General features: G+C 64.7%; 10 protein-coding genes. 4 read left to right on the plus strand and 6 right to left on the minus strand.

Annotation, left to right across the window (positions count from 1 at the left end):
- From HV681_RS27845 to HV681_RS15960, 6 genes are all read right to left on the minus strand, one after another.
- Window positions 1–6,080 (minus strand): retention module-containing protein (locus HV681_RS27845; protein ID WP_254594990.1); only part of this gene is annotated, 6,080 nt, incomplete at its 3' end.
- An 84-nt stretch (window positions 6,081–6,164) separates the two neighbouring features.
- Window positions 6,165–6,821, minus strand: coding sequence for a response regulator transcription factor (locus tag HV681_RS15940; protein ID WP_175123989.1), 657 nt, complete (start codon window positions 6,819–6,821; stop codon window positions 6,165–6,167).
- Between the two features lie 19 nt (window positions 6,822–6,840).
- Entirely contained in the window at window positions 6,841–8,262 is a 1,422-nt protein-coding gene (locus tag HV681_RS15945) for an HlyD family type I secretion periplasmic adaptor subunit (protein ID WP_175123990.1), read from the minus strand.
- A gap of 7 nt (window positions 8,263–8,269) precedes the next feature.
- A complete protein-coding gene (locus HV681_RS15950; protein WP_437340385.1) occupies window positions 8,270–10,435 on the minus strand; it encodes a type I secretion system permease/ATPase in 2,166 nt (721 codons plus the stop codon).
- Window positions 10,419–10,631 carry a hypothetical protein gene (locus tag HV681_RS15955; protein ID WP_105238190.1) on the minus strand — a complete coding sequence of 71 codons (213 nt, stop codon included), beginning with the start codon at window positions 10,629–10,631 and terminating at the stop codon, window positions 10,419–10,421. The genes HV681_RS15950 and HV681_RS15955 overlap by 17 nt, the downstream gene beginning before the upstream one ends.
- 24 nt (window positions 10,632–10,655) lie before the next feature.
- Complete coding sequence (locus tag HV681_RS15960; RefSeq protein ID WP_175123992.1) at window positions 10,656–12,161, minus strand: TolC family outer membrane protein; 1,506 nt, start codon at window positions 12,159–12,161, stop codon at window positions 10,656–10,658.
- A 531-nt stretch (window positions 12,162–12,692) separates the two neighbouring features.
- Between HV681_RS15960 and leuC the strand changes: the two genes are divergently transcribed.
- From leuC to asd, 4 genes are all read left to right on the plus strand, one after another.
- Window positions 12,693–14,096, plus strand: a complete 1,404-nt coding sequence (leuC, locus tag HV681_RS15965) for a 3-isopropylmalate dehydratase large subunit (RefSeq protein WP_175123993.1) — start codon at window positions 12,693–12,695, stop codon at window positions 14,094–14,096.
- 23 nt (window positions 14,097–14,119) lie between these two features.
- Window positions 14,120–14,770, plus strand: a complete 651-nt coding sequence (leuD, locus tag HV681_RS15970) for a 3-isopropylmalate dehydratase small subunit (RefSeq protein ID WP_175123994.1) — start codon at window positions 14,120–14,122, stop codon at window positions 14,768–14,770.
- Between the two features lie 29 nt (window positions 14,771–14,799).
- Entirely contained in the window at window positions 14,800–15,876 is a 1,077-nt protein-coding gene (leuB, locus tag HV681_RS15975; protein ID WP_175123995.1) for a 3-isopropylmalate dehydrogenase, read from the plus strand.
- Window positions 15,877–16,155: 279 nt separating this feature from the next.
- Window positions 16,156–17,286: an aspartate-semialdehyde dehydrogenase gene (asd, locus tag HV681_RS15980; protein WP_056569575.1), complete on the plus strand. Its 1,131-nt coding sequence runs from the start codon at window positions 16,156–16,158 to the stop codon at window positions 17,284–17,286.
- The last annotated feature ends 100 nt before the right edge of the window (window positions 17,287–17,386 follow it).

Consider the following 17,386-nt stretch of genomic DNA (forward strand, 5'->3'; position numbering starts at 1 on the left):
TTGTTCAGTTGGTAGGACCACGTGCCGTCGCCGTTGTCGACCAGCTTGCCGTACTTGGCATCGGTCGTCGTGATGGCCACGGTGCTCTTATCGGCGCCGAGCGTGTCGTTGACGAGCACATTGCCGTTGATCGGCGTTGCGGTGTCTTCCGTAACGGAAGCCGTATCGTCCTTGGCGACAGGCGCGGTGTCGATGATCTGGATGACCAGATCGTTGCTCGTCGACTTGCCGGCCAGGTCGGTGACGGTGACCGTGAAATTGTCACGGACCGAGTCGTCGCCAGCCGAGTGGTTATCCGCGCCGCCGGTTTCCTTGTACGAGTAAGAGATGACACCGGTCGCGGCGTTGTAGCCGGTGACCGTCAGGATGCCCTTCTCGGTGGTGATGACGACCGGGTTGGCAGCGCTCGCGCCGGTGACGTCGCGGCCGGCCACGGTAACAGCGGTGATGCCGGCTTCAGCCGACACGCCAATCGAACCCGTGACGGTTGCACCGGAAGCTTCCACCACGCTGTTGTGCGCGCTGGTGACGTTGCCGTCGCTGTCCACCGGGGTGACCACCGGAGGACCGTCGGTCTGGCCGTTGATGGTGATGGTCAGGGTCGCTTCGCTCTTGTCGCCGTCCGCGTCCGTGATGGTGTAGCGGATGGTTTCGGTCAGCGTCTGGCCGTTGTTCAGGGCTTGGACTGCCGGCAGGCTGTTGTTCAGCTGATAGGACCAGGTGCCGTCGCCGTTGTCGACCAGCTTGCCGTACTTGGCATCGGTCGTCGTGATGGCCACGGTGCTCTTATCGGCGCCGAGCGTGTCGTTGACGAGCACATTGCCGTTGATCGGCGTTGCGGTGTCTTCCGTAACGGAAGCCGTATCGTCCTTGGCGACAGGCGCGGTGTCGATGATCTGGATGACCAGATCGTTGCTCGTCGACTTGCCGGCCAGGTCGGTGACCGTGACCGTGAAGCTGTCGCGAACCGAGTCGTCGCCCGCCGAGTGATCGTCGGCGCCGCCGGTTTCCTTGTACGAGTAGGAGATGACGCCGGTCGCGGCGTTGTAACCCGTGACGGTCAGCACGCCCTTGTCGGTCGTGATGACAACCGGGTTTGCGGCGCTGGCGCCGGTCACATCGCGGCCAGCGACCGTGACGGTAGTGATGCCAGCTTCTGCGGACACGCCAACCGAACCGGTGACCGTGGCGCCGGAGCCTTCAACGACGCTGTTGTGGGCCGAAGTGACATTGCCGTCGCTATCAACGGGCGTGACCACCGGGGGACCATCGGTCTGGCCGTTGATGGTGATGGTCAGGGTCGCTTCGCTCTTGTCGCCGTCCGCATCCGTGATGGTGTAGCGGATGGTTTCCGTGAGGGTTTGGCCGTTGTTGAGCGCCTGAACTGCGGGCAGGCCGTTGTTCAGCTGATAGGACCAGGTGCCGTCGCCGTTGTCGACCAGCTTGCCGTACTTGGCGTCGCCAGTGGTGATCGCGACGGTGCTCTTGTCCGCACCCAGCGTGTCGTTCGTGAGAACGTTGCCGTTGATCGGCGCAGTGGTGTCTTCCGTAACGGAAGCCGCGTCGTTCTTGGCGACAGGCGAGGTGTCAACGATCTGGACCACCAGATCGTTGCTCGTGGTCTTGCCTGCCAAGTCGGTGACGCTGACCGTGAAGCTGTCGCGAACCGAGTCGTCGCCCGCCGAGTGATCGTCGGCGCCGCCGGTTTCCTTGTACGAGTAGGAGATGACGCCGGTCGCGGCGTTGTAACCCGTGACGGTCAGCACGCCCTTGTCGGTCGTGATGACGACCGGGTTCGCAGCAGAGGCGCCGGTCACGTCGCGGCCAGCCACGGTGACGGTGGAAATGCCAGCTTCCGCCGACACGCCAACCGAACCGGTAACCGTCGCGCCGGAGCCTTCCACCACGCTGTTGTGCGCGCTGGTGACGTCGCCGTCCGAGTCAACGGGGGTGACCACCGGAGGACCGTCGGTCTGGCCCGTGACCGTGACGGTCAGGGTGGCGGTGCTGCTGGCGCCGTCCTTGTCGGTCACGGTGTAGGTGATCGACGTTTCCTTCGTTTCGCCGTTATTCAGCGCCTGGAAGTCGGGGCCAGGATTGAAGGTGTACGAACCGTCGGCGTTCAGCGTGAAGCTGCCGCCGTTGGAGCCGGCGATCGCCGTGCCCACGCCGGCCGCATGGCCATTGACGGCCGAGACGTGCAGTTCGTCGCCGTCGGCATCGCTGTCATTGGACAGCACGCCGTCCTTGGCCGTGACGCTCAGCGACGAATCTTCGTCGGTCTTGCCGGCGTCGTCGGCGGCAGTCGGGGCCGGGTTCTTGACGTCCCATTCGAACGTCTGGCTGACCTTGGCGCCCGACAGGTCGGTCGCGGTGATGACGACGGTATAGACGCCGTTGTTGCCGCCTTGCGAGGCCGAGGAGTCGATTTTGCCGGTGATCAGGCCCGTGACCGGATCCAGCTTCAGGCCAGGGGGCAGGCCATTGGCCGAGAAGGTCAGCTTGTCGCCGGCGTCGACGTCCTTGAACTGCTTGGAGATGTCCAGGTCGACCACGACGTCGCTGTCGTTGCTGGCCTGGTTGTCCAGGGTCACGCCCGGGGTCAGGATCGGGGTGTCGTTGGTGCCGGTGACGGTGACAGTCAGCGTGGCGGTAGAGGTAGCGCCGTCCGCGTCGGTCACGGTGTAGGTGATCGAGGTGGTGGCGGTGGCCTTGTCGCCCAGGTTCTGGAAGTCCGAACCGGGATTGAACGAGTACGAACCGTCGGCGTTCAGCGTGAAGCTGCCGCCGTCGGAGCCGGCAACCGCCGTGCCCACGCCGGCCGCCTGGCCGTTGACGGCCGAGACCTGCAGCTTGTCGCCGTCGGCATCGCTGTCATTGGACAGCACGCCGTCCTTGGCCGTGACGGTCAGCGACGAATCTTCGTCGGTCTTGCCGGCGTCGTCGGCGGCGGTCGGAGCCGGGTTCTTGACGTCCCATTCGAACGTCTGGCTGACCTTGGCGCCCGACAGGTCGGTCGCGGTAATGACGACGGTGTAGACGCCGTTGTTGCCGCCTTGCGAGGCCGAGGAGTCGATCTTGCCCGTGATCACGCCCGTGGCCGGATCCAGCTTCAAGCCGGGCGGCAGGCCGTTAGCCGAGTAGGACAGCTTGTCGCCGGCGTCGACGTCCTTGAACTGCTTGGAGATGTCCAGATCGACCACGACGTCGCTGTCGTTGCTGGCCTGGTTGTCCAGGGTCACGCCCGGAGTCAGGATCGGGGTGTCGTTGGTGCCGGTGACGGTGACGGTCAGCGTGGCGGTGGAGGTGGCGCCGTCGGCGTCGGTCACGGTGTAGGTGATCGAGGTGGTGGCGGTGGCCTTGTCGCCCAGGTTCTGGAAGTCCGAACCGGGATTGAACGAGTACGAACCGTCGGCGTTCAGCGTGAAGCTGCCGCCGTCGGAGCCGGCAACCGCCGTGCCCACGCCGGCCGCCTGGCCGTTGACGGCCGAGACCTGCAGCTTGTCGCCGTCGGCATCGGTGTCGTTGGACAGCACGCCGTTCTGGGCGGTGACGGTCAGCGACGTGTCTTCGTCGGTCGTGCCGGCGTCGTTGGCGGCGGTCGGAGCCGGGTTCTTGACGTCCCACTGGAAGGTCTGGCTGACTGCGGCGCCGTGCGAGTCGGTGGCCGTGATGATTACGGTGTAGACGCCGTTATTGCCGCCTTGCGAGGCCGAGGAGTCGATCTTGCCGGTGATGAGGCCGGTGTCCGGATCCAGCTTCAGGCCGGGGGGCAGGCCGTTAGCCGAGTAGGACAGCTTGTCGCCGGCGTCGACGTCCTTGAATTGCTTGGAGATGTCCAGGTCGACCACGACGTCGCTGTCGTTGCTGGCCTGGTTGTCCAGGGTCACGCCCGGGGTCAGGATCGGGGTGTCGTTGGTGCCGGTGACGGTGATGGTCAGCGTGGCGGTGGAGCTGGCGCCCTGGAAGTCCGAAACCGTGTAGGTGATCGAGGTCGTGGCCGTCTGGCCCGCGCCCAAGTACTGGAAAGCGGTGCCCGGATTGAACGTATAGGTGCCGTCGGCGTTCAGCGTGAACGAGCCGCCGTTCGAACCGGTCACTGCCGATCCCACGCCCGCGGCAACGCCATTCACTTCGGAAACGTGCAGCGGATCGCCGTCCGGATCGGTGTCGTTGCCCAGCACGCCTTCGGTGCGGTGTTCGACCACCAGGATGTTGTCTTCGGTCGTGGCGTTGGTGTCCGCCACGGCGGTCGGCTCGGGGTTGCCCACCTTCCAGAGGAAGGTCTGCGAGACCGAGGCGCCGGACTTGTCGGTGGCCGTGACGGTGATGAGGTACTCGCCCTTGACGCCCGTGTTGGTGTGGTCCGAGGCCCAGTTGGCGAACTTGCCGGTGAACGTGCCCGTGGTTTCGTCGAACGTCAGGCCGCCCGGGATGTGATCGACGGAGTACGTCAGCACATCGCCATTGTCGACATCTTTGAAGAAGCCGGACAGGTTGTACTCGACGGTGTCGCCGTCCATGTTGTTGCGGTTTTCCAGCGTCGTCACCGTGGGCGCGTCGTTGGTGCCGGTGATTTCGACCGTCAGCGTCGTGGTGCTGGAGCCGCCCTGGCCATCGGAAACCGTGTAGGTGATCGAGCTGGACGTGGTCTCGCCTGCCGCCAGGTTCTGGAACGCCGAACCCGGATTGAAGCTGTACGAACCGTCGGCGTTCAGCGTGAACGTGCCGCCGTTGGAGCCGGCCACGGCCGTGCCCACATTGGCCGCATTGCCGTTGACCTGCGAAACGGTCAGCGTGTCGCCGTCCGGATCGGTATCGTTGGACAGCACGCCGTTCTGCGCGTTGACGGTGAGCGACGTGTCTTCGTCGGTCGTGCCGCTATCGGCCACCGCGGTCGGGGCCGGGTTGGTCACGTCCCACTGGAATTCCTGCGAGGTCGAGGCGCCGGACGGATCCGTCGCGGTCACGACCACGGTGTACACGCCGTTGTTGCCGCCCTGCGAGGCGGAATGATCGATCGTGCCGGTGATGATGCCGGTGTTCGGGTCGATGGTCAGGCCCGGGGGCAGGCCGGTGGCCGAGAAGGTCAGCTTGTCGCTGGTGTCCGTGTCGGAGAACCGGTCCGACACGTCGTAGCGCACGTCGGTCTGGGCGTCGACGCCGGACTGGTTGGTCAGCGCGGACGACACCGGGCCATCATTGGTGCCGGTGATGGTCACGACGACGGTCGCCGTGGAGGTCGCACCGCTCGGGTCGGTGATGGTGTACGAAATGGTGCTGGTCGCGGTCTCGCCCGCGGCCAGGTAGTCGTACTGACCGCCCGGGGTGAAGACGTAGCTGCCGTCGGGCTGGACGACGAAGGTGCCGCCGGTGGAGCCCAGCACGGAGACGCCGCCCGGAATCATCGGACGGCCGTTGATCGAGGTGATCGCCAGGGGATCGCCGTCGGGATCGGAGTCGTTGGCGAGCAGGTTGCCGCGCACTTGCGCGCCCTGGTTGCCGGCGCCGGCGTCGTTCAGCGCGTTGGGCGCGTTGTTGGCGGGCGTCGTGGGCGTCGTGGGCGTGGCGGCGGCGTCGCCGTCAGCGCCGGTCAGTCCTGCGCCGGAAACGCGGGGCAGGGTGTCGTCGCCGCGCGCCGGGTTCGGGTAGGCCAGGTCCAGCGGGCTGGTGGTTTCCAGGATGCGGGCCAGGCGGACGAAGCTGCTGCCGCCGGCTTCGCCGCCGCCGGCCACGACCGCGGCCGTGGGATCCAACTCGTCGAACGGGTCGCGGCCGGCTTGCAGGGCGGCCAGCAGACGATCCGAATCGGTGCCCGAGGGCGGCGCGACGGCGGCTTCCGTCGGATCGGCCAGCGGGCCGGTCATGTCGCCGTTGACCGCGACTTCGCGGCCTTCGCCGATCACGATCGGCATGCCGTTTTCAACCTGAAGCGAAACCGTGGCGCCCGAGGCAGTGACGATGTCGCTGCCGGCCGGGACTTTGCTGCCTTGATGCAGTTCGGTCAGGGAACCGTCGCTATTGCGTATCCACGCGCGACCGGAGATTTCGTTGACGACTGCGGGGGAGGAGTTGGCCATGTTGGTTCCGTTTCAGGGAGTTATCCAAGATGGCCAGATACTACGGGTCGCCGATGCCGGCGGATATTGTCCTTGAGGACAGGTTCACGCAGTGATTTTGCTGCGTGCGTCAGTGGGTGCGGAAATACCGTGGACCAGCAGGGCGAGCTGCAGGCGGTCGGTGACGCCGAGCTTGTCAAACACCGCCGACAGATGCGCCTTGACGGTTCGTTCCGTGATGCCCAGCGCCTCGGCGATCTGGGCGTTGGCCTGGCCGCTGGCGGCGTAGCGCGCGACGGTGATTTCGCGCTCGGTCAGCCGGCCGCCGTCCCAGGCGTGCGCGTCCTGCGCGCGCTCGGTGACAAGCTTGAGCAGGCGGGACACCAGCGAGCGTCCCATCCAGATGCCGCCGGAGGCGACGACTTCCAGCGCCTGCGCCATCGCGGCGGGCTGCGCATAGCTGTGGCAGTAGCCGTGCGCCCCGGCGCCCAGCGCCTGCGTGCCTTGCTCGTCGTTGGGGCTGGCGCTGGCGATCACGACATGCAGGCCGGCCAGCGTCGGCGTCCATGCTGGATCGTGCCAGGACGGGAGCTTGGGCACGTCGGCATCCAGCACCGCCAGCGTACGGCCTTGTTCTCGCCAGCGTTGCAGATCCGCCAGGCCTCGACCGCGGGCTGCCATCCAGCGCGCCGGGTCAAGCGCGCGCCAGTGCTGCCAGAGCAGGTCGTCGTGCGTAATCAACAGGACGGGAATGGGTTTCATAAGGCCTTGAAGCTCTCCATTAACGTTCGGTGAAGGCGTTCGACTTCGCCCGCAGAATGGGCTTGAGCAGGTACTGGAGCACCGTGCGCTTGCCTGTCAGGATATGAACCTCTGCCACCATCCCGGGGATGATGGGCAACAGCTTGTCGCCTACGGTGCTGCGGTCCGTGCGCACGCGCACGACGTAGTAGGAATTGCCTTTCTCGTCGGTCACGGTGTCCGCGCCGATCTGTTCCACCCGGCCTTCCAGGCCGCCGTAGATCGCGAAGTCGTAGGCCGTGAACTTGACCTCGGCCTTCTGGTCCGCGTGCAGGAAACCGATGTCGCGCGGCTGGATGCGCACTTCGAGCAGCAGCGTGTCGTCCTTGGGGACGATCTCGATGATGTCCTTGCCCGGTTGCACCACGCCGCCGACCGTGTTGTTGAAAAGGGTCTTGACGGTGCCGCGCACCGGGGCGCGCACTTCGGCCAGCTTGACGCGGTCGACCAGTGCGGCCTTGCCTTCGCGCAGCGTCGCCAGCTTGGTGTTGGTTTCAGACAGTTCGCTGCGGGCCTGGTTGCGGATGTTCAGCTCGGCTTCCTGGATCTTGCTTTCGGCTTCCTTGATGGAGGCCTGGAAGCGGTCGATCTGCGCCTCGGCGCCTTTCTGCTCCCCGCAATACCGGGCGACATCGCGTTGCAGGCGCAGGAGGTCGACCTCGGACACGGCGCCGCTCTTGAGCAGCGGCCGGGTCACCTGCAGCTCGCGCGAGGTCAGGCCGCAGCTTGCCGAGGCCTGGTCGCGCTTGGCGATGGTTTCGCGCAGGTCTTCCTGGCGTTGCTTGAGCTGTTCGCGGGCCACGTTGACGGTGGCGTTCAGCTCGGTGTTGCGTGCCTGCCAGGCGTTGCGTTCCATTTCGCCCAGGCCGGGCGCCTGCTTGAGCACTTCCTCAGGCGTGACGAAGGGCTCGCCCGTGGCCAGCGCTTTCAGGCGGGCGGACTTGGCCAGCAGCGACAGATACTCCGCATTGTTCTCGCCCAGCGACGAGGTGAAGCGGGTGGAGTCGATCTTCAGCAGGATCTCGCCGGCCTCGACTTCCTGGCCGGGGCGGACCAGGATCTCCTGGACGATACCGCCGTCCAGGCTCTGGATGATCTGCACCTGGCGGGACGGCACGACCTTGCCTTCGCCGCGGACCACTTCGTCGATGCTGCCAAAGCCCGCCCAGACGAGCAGACCCATGGTGGCCAGCAGCGAGGTCCACAGCAGGATGCGCGAACCGCGGGCCTGGGACTCGTGGATGACCCATTCGGCGTTGCCGATGTAGTCGGACCGCTGGACGGGTTTGCCTTTGTCGGCGCCGTCCAGGATGCGATCGAAGAAGAAGACGAAAAGGTTGCGCGGGGCGCGCAGCAGGTTGCCAAAGAAACCGTGCTTGGGGGCTCCAGGATTGTTCAGCATGGTCTTCTCAGCTTCCGCGTCCAACGCGTCCTTGACGCAGGGCTTCGACAACTTGTTCCTTCGGACCGTCGGCCACGATATGGCCGTTGTCGATCACGATAAGGCGGTCGACCAGTTCAAGGAGCGCGGTGCGGTGCGTCACCAGCAGGATCGTCTTGGTCGCGCTGGCCTCGCCCAGGCGCTTCCGAAGCTGGGCCTCGCTCTGGTGGTCCATGTTGCTGCTGGGCTCGTCCAGCAGCAGGATCGGCGGATCGTTGATCAGTGCGCGGGCCACGGCCACTGACTGGCGCTGGCCGCCGGAGAGCGATTCGCCGCGCTCGCCGATGATCATGTCGAAACCATTGGGGTGCAGGTTGGCGAACTCGGTCACGCCGGCCATGTTGGCCGCCGCCAGAATGCTGGCGTCGTCGGCGTAGGGCGCGCCCATCGCCAGGTTGTGCTTGAGGCTGCCGTAAAACAGCAGGGGATCCTGCGGAACGTGGCCGATGGCCCGGCGCACGTCGGCCGGATCGATCTGGCGCACGTCCACGCCGTCCAGCAGCACGGCGCCTTCGGTGGGCTGGTACAGAGCCAGCGCCAGTTTTTCAAGCGTCGTCTTGCCAGAACCGATGCGGCCGATAATGCCGACCTTCTCGCCCGGCTTGAGCTTGAACGACACCTTCTTGAGCACCGGCTGCGTGCTGCCGGGATACGCGAAGGTCACGTCGCGGAACTCCAGGCCGCCGTGGAACACGGGGCGATGCAGGAATTCTGCCTCGGCCGGACGCTCGATCGGCATCTTCATGTAGTTGTCGATGGAACCGAGCGACGTGCGCGCGTTCTGGTACTGCATCAGCAGGCCGGCGACCTGACCGAGCGGCGCAAGGCAGCGGCCGGCGATCATGGATGCGGCAATGATGCCGCCCATCGACAGCGCCGATTCCTGGGCCAGATATACGCCGATGATCACGACGGCAATCGACACGAGCTGCTGGACCGCCTGCACGAAGCCCACCGTGGACGACGAGATCAGCTTGAGCTTGCCGCCCGTCTGCGCGATGAATTCGGTGGCGCGCTCCCAGTTGCGCTGGATCGCGCCCTGGGCGTTCAGTGTCTTGACGGCTTCCAGCCCGGTCAGCGCTTCGACGAGCGTGGCGTTGCGTTGCGACGAGGCCTGGAACGAGGCCATCGTCAGCGCTTCCATGCGCGCCTGCGCCGCCAGCGACACCAGCAGGATCAGCACGATCGCGACCAGCGGCGGCAGGATCATCCACGGCGAAATCCAGGCCAGGGCGGCCAGGAACAGCAGGATGAAGGGCAGGTCGACCAGCGTGGTGATGGTGGCCGACGCGATAAAGTCGCGAATGGATTCGAACGAGCGCAGGTTGGCCGCGAAGGACCCGACCGAGACCGGACGGCCTTCCAGCCGCAGGTCCAGCACGCGTTCCATGATCTGCGCGGACAGGCGCACGTCGACCCGTTTGCTGGCACTGTCCACCACATGGGACCGCGCCGTGCTCAGGATCATGTTGAAGATCACCACCAGCGTGATGCCGATGGCCAGCACCCACAGCGTTTCGACGGCGTTGTTCGGCACCACGCGGTCGTACACGTTCATGGTGAAGAGCGGCATCGCCATGGCGAACACGTTGATCAGCAGCGCCGCGACGAGGGCGTCGCGGTACAGCCGGCGGTTCTCCAAGATGGCTGCCCAGAACCAGTGGCGCTCGCGCACCTTGGCGACTTCCGGGGCGCGGGCGTCAAAGCGGAATTGCGGGCGGACGAAGCACACCAGGCCGCTGTACTGCTCGGCCAGCTCGGACGGGTCCATGTCGAAGGAACTGCCGCCCAGTTCGGGATGGCTGACCACGAATTTGCCGCCGTCCTTCTTGAGCAGCAGGCACGCGCGTTCGCCCTTGAGCAGCAGGATGGCGGGCAGGAGGTCCTGCGAGATGTCATCCAGGGTGCGCTTGACCACGCGCGCCGATAGCTGCGCCCGCGCGGCTGCGCGGGGCAGCAGGGCGGGCGTGAGGCGGTGTTCTTCGAGGGGCAGGCCCGAGGACAAAGCTTGCGCGGTGGCCGTCACGCCATGCAGGCGGGTGATTTCCACCAGGCAGTCGAGCAGCGGATCGTCGTGCGCGGCGCGGGCATCAGCGCGCCAATCCCGGGCGGCCTTCTCAGATAACTTGTCCATCTTCGTCATCCAACAGGTCGAGGTGTTCCGAGAGACGCGCACGCTGCTGCTTGCGCTGGGTGAGTTTTTGCTGGGCCTGGACAGGCAGGTCTGTCATCCGCAAGGTGCCGTTGGCGATCAACGCGTCAATTAAGTCTTCAAGGACGCGGACAAAGTCCGCGTCCAACTGCGAGAAATCACTGCCCTTGTTTGCCATTGGGCCTCCTTGCGGCTGCGCCGGTCAGGGCCGGGCGGCAGGCGCGTTCACCGGCACCAGCGTGGGGGGCAGGGTGCCTTCGTTGTAATGCACGCGCACGGGAGCCAGTCGGGCGGTATCCGGAACGGTCGAATTGCACAACTTGATCACTTCGTCCGACACTTCCAGCTTGCCGTTTTCCTCGGGCATCTCATTGCGCGCGGGTTGCAGCGCCAGCGCCGGCAGCAGGGTGTGGGACAACGCCAGCCAGCGGTACTGCGCAAGACGCAGATCATAAATGGCATTGGTCAGCGCACGGCGCGATTCGAACAGTTCGTTTTCCGTGTCCAGCAGGTCGAGCAGAGAGCGCTGGCCGATCTGAAACTGTTGCGCGTACGCATCACGCACCTTGGTCGTGGCCACCTCGTGGTCACGCAGGAAGGGCAGCTTCTGGCTCAGGCTGGTGATGTTGTTCCAGGCCACGGCCAGGTCCTGCTGCACGTTGCGGCAGGTGTAGTCGCGGATGTCGCGGGCGGCGTAGGACTGGTTGGCGGTCTGGCGCACGCGGGCGGAGTCTGCGCCGCCGCGGTACAGGTTGTAGCTCATCACGACCTGGACGCTGGAGCTCTGGATGTCGCGGCTTTGCGGGGTCGGATCGTTCTGGTCGCGGCCCGTGTTGGCCACGAATTCAAACTTCGGCGAGAACGCGCCCTTGGACGACTGCACGCCCGCCTGCGCGGCCTGCAGGCTCGCCTGCTTGGACAGGAAGCTGGGGTTGCGGCGCAGCGATTCATTGAAATTGCCCGGGGCCTTGGGCAGTTTGTCGGCGATGTCGGGCGCCGGCAGCATCGATTCAGGCGGAAAGGCGCCGGTCACGCGCTGGAAGCGCTGTTGCACGTCCAGCAGGTTGGCCGTTTCGGTCATCAGGTTGGTCTGGGCCAGCGACAGACGGCCGCCGGCCTGTTCCAGGTCGACGCGCCGGCCGACGCCGGATTCCGTGCGCTCGCCGATCTGCTTGAGGGTGCTTTCGTGCAGCGAGTAATTCTGGCGAGCCAGCAGCTCCATGTCGCGATAACGCTGCAGGTCGATATAGGCCTGCACGGCGGTGAAGGCGGTGTTGTCGCTGGTGGCCAGCACGTCATAGAAGCGTGCCAGCTTGTCGAAACCGGCCTGCTTGACGTCGTTGGTGGTGCGGAAGCCATCAAAAATCAGCTGGCGCAGTTCGACGCTCCAGCCGGGGCGGTTCCAGCTCTGCGAGCCGACGCCGGGCACGTTGTTGCGCCATTCGCGGCCCAGGTAACCCTGCGCATTGATCTGCGGGAAGTAGGCGGCGCGGGCGACGGCCTGGCCTTCCAGGGACGCCTGGAAGTCGTGGTACTTGGCCTGGATTTCCGGATTGCTGAGCAGGGTCTGCTCGACGATCTGATTCAACGTCACTTGCGGTTGCCCGGCGGGTGCGGCAGCGACGGGCGTCGCGGACTGTGCAAAAACGGCAGGGGCAAATGCAAGGGCAAGGACCGAAGTCGTGCTTTTGAGCAAAAACGAAGCCATAGTGATTATTCGCGAGTCAAGTTGAGATTGAATGGCCGCCATGTTGTATGTAAATGTCAGCTTTGGCGAGTCAAGATTTGTTAACTCTTGAGGATTGTTGCTGGCGGTCCATAAGTTGAATTTCGCGCAACATCTAACTACTTCTTCGAATTTGCACGAACATCGCTTAAATGAAAGCGGCTTATTTCTATTAATACGGATTATTACGTATTATTTCGAGGTGGCCGCTTTCCGGGCGTGTGGCGATTATATCTATTTGAGAGTTCTGTATCTATTTTGTTTACCAATTTGTATCCGTCTCAAAAAATATGCGCGTGGTTTATTTGTTATGCAACAAGTTGACATGACGGTCGCTTTCGCCGGGGAAGCGCCGTCAGCATGGTAGTGGTAGTACTGGTATATAAGGTGTGCTTGTACTAGGTTTGGTGGCTGGGCATAATCCTTTTCATGCCGCAGCAGCCGGCGCGGCAGGGAAGCGTTTTACCCATCGCGCCGGACTCAAGCCGGATTGTCTATTTGCAGAGCGCATCCATGGCCCAAACCCTTTACGACAAACTCTGGGACGCCCACATCGTCCACCAGGAATCAGACGGCACCTGTCTGCTCTATATCGACCGCCACCTGCTGCACGAGGTCACCAGCCCGCAGGCGTTCGAAGGACTGACGATCGCCGGCCGCAAGCCGTGGCGTACCGGCGCCAACCTGGCCGTGGCTGACCACAACGTGCCCACGATGAACCGTGCGCAGGGCATCGACGACCCGATCTCGCGTTTGCAGGTTGACACGCTGGACGACAACTGCGGCAAGTACGGCATCACCGAATTCCGCATGAACGACCTGCGCCAGGGCATCGTCCACGTCATCGGACCGGAGCAGGGCGCGACCCTGCCGGGCATGACCGTGGTCTGTGGCGACTCGCACACCAGCACACACGGCGCGCTGGGCGCGCTGGCCTTCGGCATCGGCACGTCCGAAGTCGAGCACGTGCTGGCCACGCAGACGCTGCTCATGAAGAAAGCCAAGAGCATGCTCATCAAGGTCGACGGCGAGCTGCCGTTCGGCTGTACGGCCAAGGACGTGGTGCTGCACATCATCGGCATCATCGGCACGGCCGGCGGCACGGGTCACGCCATCGAATTTGCCGGCAGCACGATCCGCGCGCTGTCCGTCGAAGGCCGCATGACCGTCTGCAACATGGCGATCGAAGCTGGCGCCCGTTCCGGCATGGTCGCCGTCGATGACAAGACCATCGACTATTTCCGCGGCCGTCCGTTCGCGCCCACCGGCGTCGTCTGGGACCAGGCCGTCAAATACTGGCGCACGCTGCACACCGACGAAGGCGCCAAGTTCGACACCGTGGTTGAAGTCAACGCGCGCGACATCAAGCCGCAGGTCACGTGGGGCACGTCGCCCGAAATGGTGCTGCCGGTGGATTCCCGCGTGCCGGACCCCGACCGCGAAAAAGACGACGTGCGCCGCAGCGGCATGGAGCGCGCGCTGGAATACATGGGCTTGAAGCCCAACACTCCGCTGACCGACATCCGCGTGGATCGCGTGTTCATCGGTTCGTGCACGAACTCCCGCATCGAAGACCTGCGCGCAGCCGCCGTCGTGGCGCGCGGCAAGCGCGTGGCGTCCAACGTGCGCCAGGCGATGGTGGTGCCGGGCTCGGGCCTGGTCAAGCAACAGGCCGAACGCGAAGGCCTGGACAAGATCTTCATCGAAGCCGGCTTTGAATGGCGCGAACCGGGCTGTTCGATGTGCCTGGCCATGAACGCCGACCGCCTCGAACCTGGCGAGCGTTGCGCCTCGACCTCGAACCGCAACTTCGAGGGCCGGCAAGGGCAGGGCGGCCGCACGCACCTGGTCAGCCCGGCCATGGCCGCCGCCGCGGCCGTCGCCGGCCATTTCGTCGACGTCCGCACGTTCCGTTAAGCGTCAAGCACCGAGTAGACATCATGCAAGCATTTACCACTCACGAAGGCCTGGTGGCGCCGCTCGACCGCGAAAACGTCGACACGGACCTCATCATCCCCAAGCAGTTCCTCAAGTCCATCAAGCGCACGGGCTTTGGCCCCAATCTGTTTGACGAGCTGCGTTATCTGGATCACGGCGAGCCGGGCATGGACAACAGCAAGCGTCCGGTCAATCCGGATTTCGTGCTGAACCAGCCGCGCTACCAGGGCGCCTCGGTCCTGCTGGCGCGCAAGAACTTCGGTTGCGGCTCCAGCCGCGAGCACGCGCCCTGGGCGCTGACGCAGTTCGGTTTCCGCGCCATCATCGCGCCGTCGTATGCCGACATCTTCTTCAACAACAGCTTCAAGAACGGCCTCTTGCCGATCGTGCTGTCCGAGCTGGAAGTGGCGCGTCTCTTCGACGAAGTGAAGGCGTTCCCGAACTACAAGCTGAACATTGATCTGGACCGCCAGGTCGTCATTGCCGCGGACGGCCGCGCCATGGGCTTCGACATCGAACCCTTCCGCAAGTATTGCCTCTTGAACGGCTTTGACGACATCGGCCTGACGCTGCGCCATTCGGACAAGATTCGCGCCTTCGAGGCCGAGCGTCTGGCCCGTCATCCGTGGCTCGAAAGCCGCCCCATCGCCTGATCAAACCATCGAAACAGGATCGTTTTTCAATGACCCACAACATCGCAGTCTTGCCGGGTGACGGCATCGGCCCGGAAATCGTCGAACAGGCCGTGCGCGTCCTGAAGGCGCTGGACGTTCCCTTCGACATCAAAGAGCAGCCGGTCGGCGGCGCCGCGTTCGACAAGTTCGAGCACCCGCTGCCGCCCGCCACGCTGAACCTGGCCAAGGAATCGCACGCCGTGCTGTTCGGCGCGGTCGGCGACTGGAAGTACGACACGCTGCCGCGCGAGTTCCGTCCCGAACAAGCCATTCTGGGCCTGCGCAAGGCGCTGGGCCTGTTTGCCAACCTGCGTCCGGCCATCCTGTATCCGGAACTGGCCAGCGCCTCGTCGCTCAAGCCTGAGATCGTGTCCGGTCTGGACATCCTGATCATCCGCGAACTGACCGGCGACATCTATTTCGGCACGCCGCGCGGCGTGCGTTCGTCGCCGGACGGCGCCTTCACCGGCGAGCGCGAAGGCTACGACACCATGCGCTACGCCGAATCCGAAGTCCGCCGCATCGCGCGCATCGGCTTTGAATCGGCGCAGAAGCGCAACAAGAAGCTGTGCAGCGTCGATAAGGCCAACGTGCTCGAGACCTCGCAGTTCTGGCGCGACATCGTGATCGAAGTGGCGCGCGAGTACCCGGACGTGGAGTTGTCGCACATGTACGTCGACAACGCTGCGATGCAGCTGGTGCGCAACCCGCGCCAGTTCGACGTCATCGTCACCGGAAATCTGTTTGGCGACATCCTTTCCGATGAAGCGGCCATGCTGACGGGTTCGATCGGCATGCTGCCTTCGGCCTCGTTGAATGCCAGCGGCCAGGGCCTGTACGAGCCCAGCCACGGTTCGGCGCCGGACATCGCGGGACAGGGCATCGCCAACCCGCTGGCGACGATCCTGTCGGCCGCCATGCTGCTGCGTTACTCGCTGAACCTGGCGCCGCAGGCGGATCGCATCGAAGCGGCTGTGCGCAGCGTGCTGGCCAGCGGCCTGCGTACCGCCGACATCTTCGAGCCCGGCACGACGAAGGTCAGCACCGCCGGCATGGGCGACGCCGTCCTGAAGGCCCTGGGCTGATCCCTTGCGTTGGACTGCTGCAAGGCGGTCCTGACCAACGCGCGCTGCGTTAAAAGCGTGCAGCGGTATATATACAGAGGGGCCGCCCGGCGGGTGGCCCCTCTGTTTTGGGAATCATGCATCGCTGTTGCCGCGATGCGCCGGACTCTTCCTTCCGGGCTTGCGGCCCCGTTTTTTTCGAGCTGCAGTGCAACATCCCTGCGTGCATTCTGATAAATTGTTGAATTGCACGAAATTTCCCCCTCCTTATCTTGTCACCCCCTTTAAAGAGCGATTGAAATGAATCAAGCAGTAGGCCTTGTCGGCTGGCGCGGTATGGTCGGCTCGGTGCTCATGCAACGCATGCGCGACGAGAACGACTTCGCACTGATCGAACCGGTGTTTTTCTCCACCAGCAACGCTGGCGGCGCCGCGCCCACTTGGGCAACTGGCGCAGGTCCGCTGCAAGATGCCTACAACATTGACGCTCTGAAAAAACTGCCGATCATCGTGACGGCGCAAGGCGGCGACTACACGTCCGAGGTCTATCCCAAGCTGCGCGGCGCGGGCTGGAACGGCATCTGGATCGACGCGGCCAGCACCCTGCGCATGGCCGACGACGCCATCATCGTGCTGGACCCGGTCAACCGCCCGGTGATCGACGCGGCGCTCAAGCGCGGCGTGCGCAACTTCATCGGCGGCAACTGCACCGTCAGCTGCATGCTGATGGGCCTGGCTGGCCTGTTCAACAACGACCTGGTGGAATGGATGACCTCCATGACCTACCAGGCCGCATCCGGCGGCGGCGCGCAGCACATGCGTGAACTGCTGACCCAGTTTGGCGAGATCAACCAGTCGGTCAAGTCCCTGCTGGACGACCCGGCCTCGGCCATCCTGGAAATCGACCGTGGCGTGCTGGCCAAGCAGAAGGACGCCGCGCTGCCTCACGAACACTTTGGCGTGCCGCTCGGCGGCAACCTGATTCCCTGGATCGACAAGGACCTGGGCAACGGGATGTCCAAGGAAGAATGGAAGGGCGAAGTCGAAACCAACAAGATCCTGGGCCGCGGCGCCGCCTTCGGCACGGCGCCCACCCCGATCGACGGCCTGTGCGTGCGCATCGGCGCCATGCGCTGCCACAGCCAGGCGCTGACCATCAAGCTCAAGCGCGACGTGCCGCTGGACGAGATCGAAGCCCTCATCGCGCAGGGCACGCAGTGGGCCAAGGTTGTTCCCAACACCAAGGAAGCCACCGTTTCCGCGCTGACGCCCGTCGCTGTCACCGGCACGCTGGACATTCCGGTGGGCCGCCTGCGCAAGCTGTCGATGGGCTCGCAATACCTGGGCGCCTTCACGGTCGGCGACCAACTGCTGTGGGGCGCTGCCGAGCCGCTGCGCCGCATGCTGCGCATCGCGCTGAACGAAGCCTGATGCCGGGGCGGGCGGCTGTAACAGCTGCCCGATTCACGCAACGATGCAGTCAGGGCACCTTCGGGTGCCCTTGTTTTTTGGTGCGCGGTGGGATGTGCGA

This window comes from Achromobacter animicus (assembly GCF_902859585.1).
GTDB lineage: Bacteria > Pseudomonadota > Gammaproteobacteria > Burkholderiales > Burkholderiaceae_B > Achromobacter > Achromobacter animicus.

Coding starts and splice junctions, on each gene's coding strand:
- leuC (WP_175123993.1), top strand. CDS start 12,693: ATGGCCCAAACCCTTTACGACAAACTCTGGGACGCCCACATCGTCCAC.
- leuB (WP_175123995.1), top strand. CDS start 14,800: ATGACCCACAACATCGCAGTCTTGCCGGGTGACGGCATCGGCCCGGAA.
- HV681_RS15955 (WP_105238190.1), bottom strand. CDS start 10,631: ATGGCAAACAAGGGCAGTGATTTCTCGCAGTTGGACGCGGACTTTGTC.
- leuD (WP_175123994.1), top strand. CDS start 14,120: ATGCAAGCATTTACCACTCACGAAGGCCTGGTGGCGCCGCTCGACCGC.
- HV681_RS15960 (WP_175123992.1), bottom strand. CDS start 12,161: ATGGCTTCGTTTTTGCTCAAAAGCACGACTTCGGTCCTTGCCCTTGCA.
- HV681_RS15945 (WP_175123990.1), bottom strand. CDS start 8,262: ATGCTGAACAATCCTGGAGCCCCCAAGCACGGTTTCTTTGGCAACCTG.
- HV681_RS15940 (WP_175123989.1), bottom strand. CDS start 6,821: ATGAAACCCATTCCCGTCCTGTTGATTACGCACGACGACCTGCTCTGG.
- HV681_RS15950 (WP_437340385.1), bottom strand. CDS start 10,435: ATGGACAAGTTATCTGAGAAGGCCGCCCGGGATTGGCGCGCTGATGCC.
- asd (WP_056569575.1), top strand. CDS start 16,156: ATGAATCAAGCAGTAGGCCTTGTCGGCTGGCGCGGTATGGTCGGCTCG.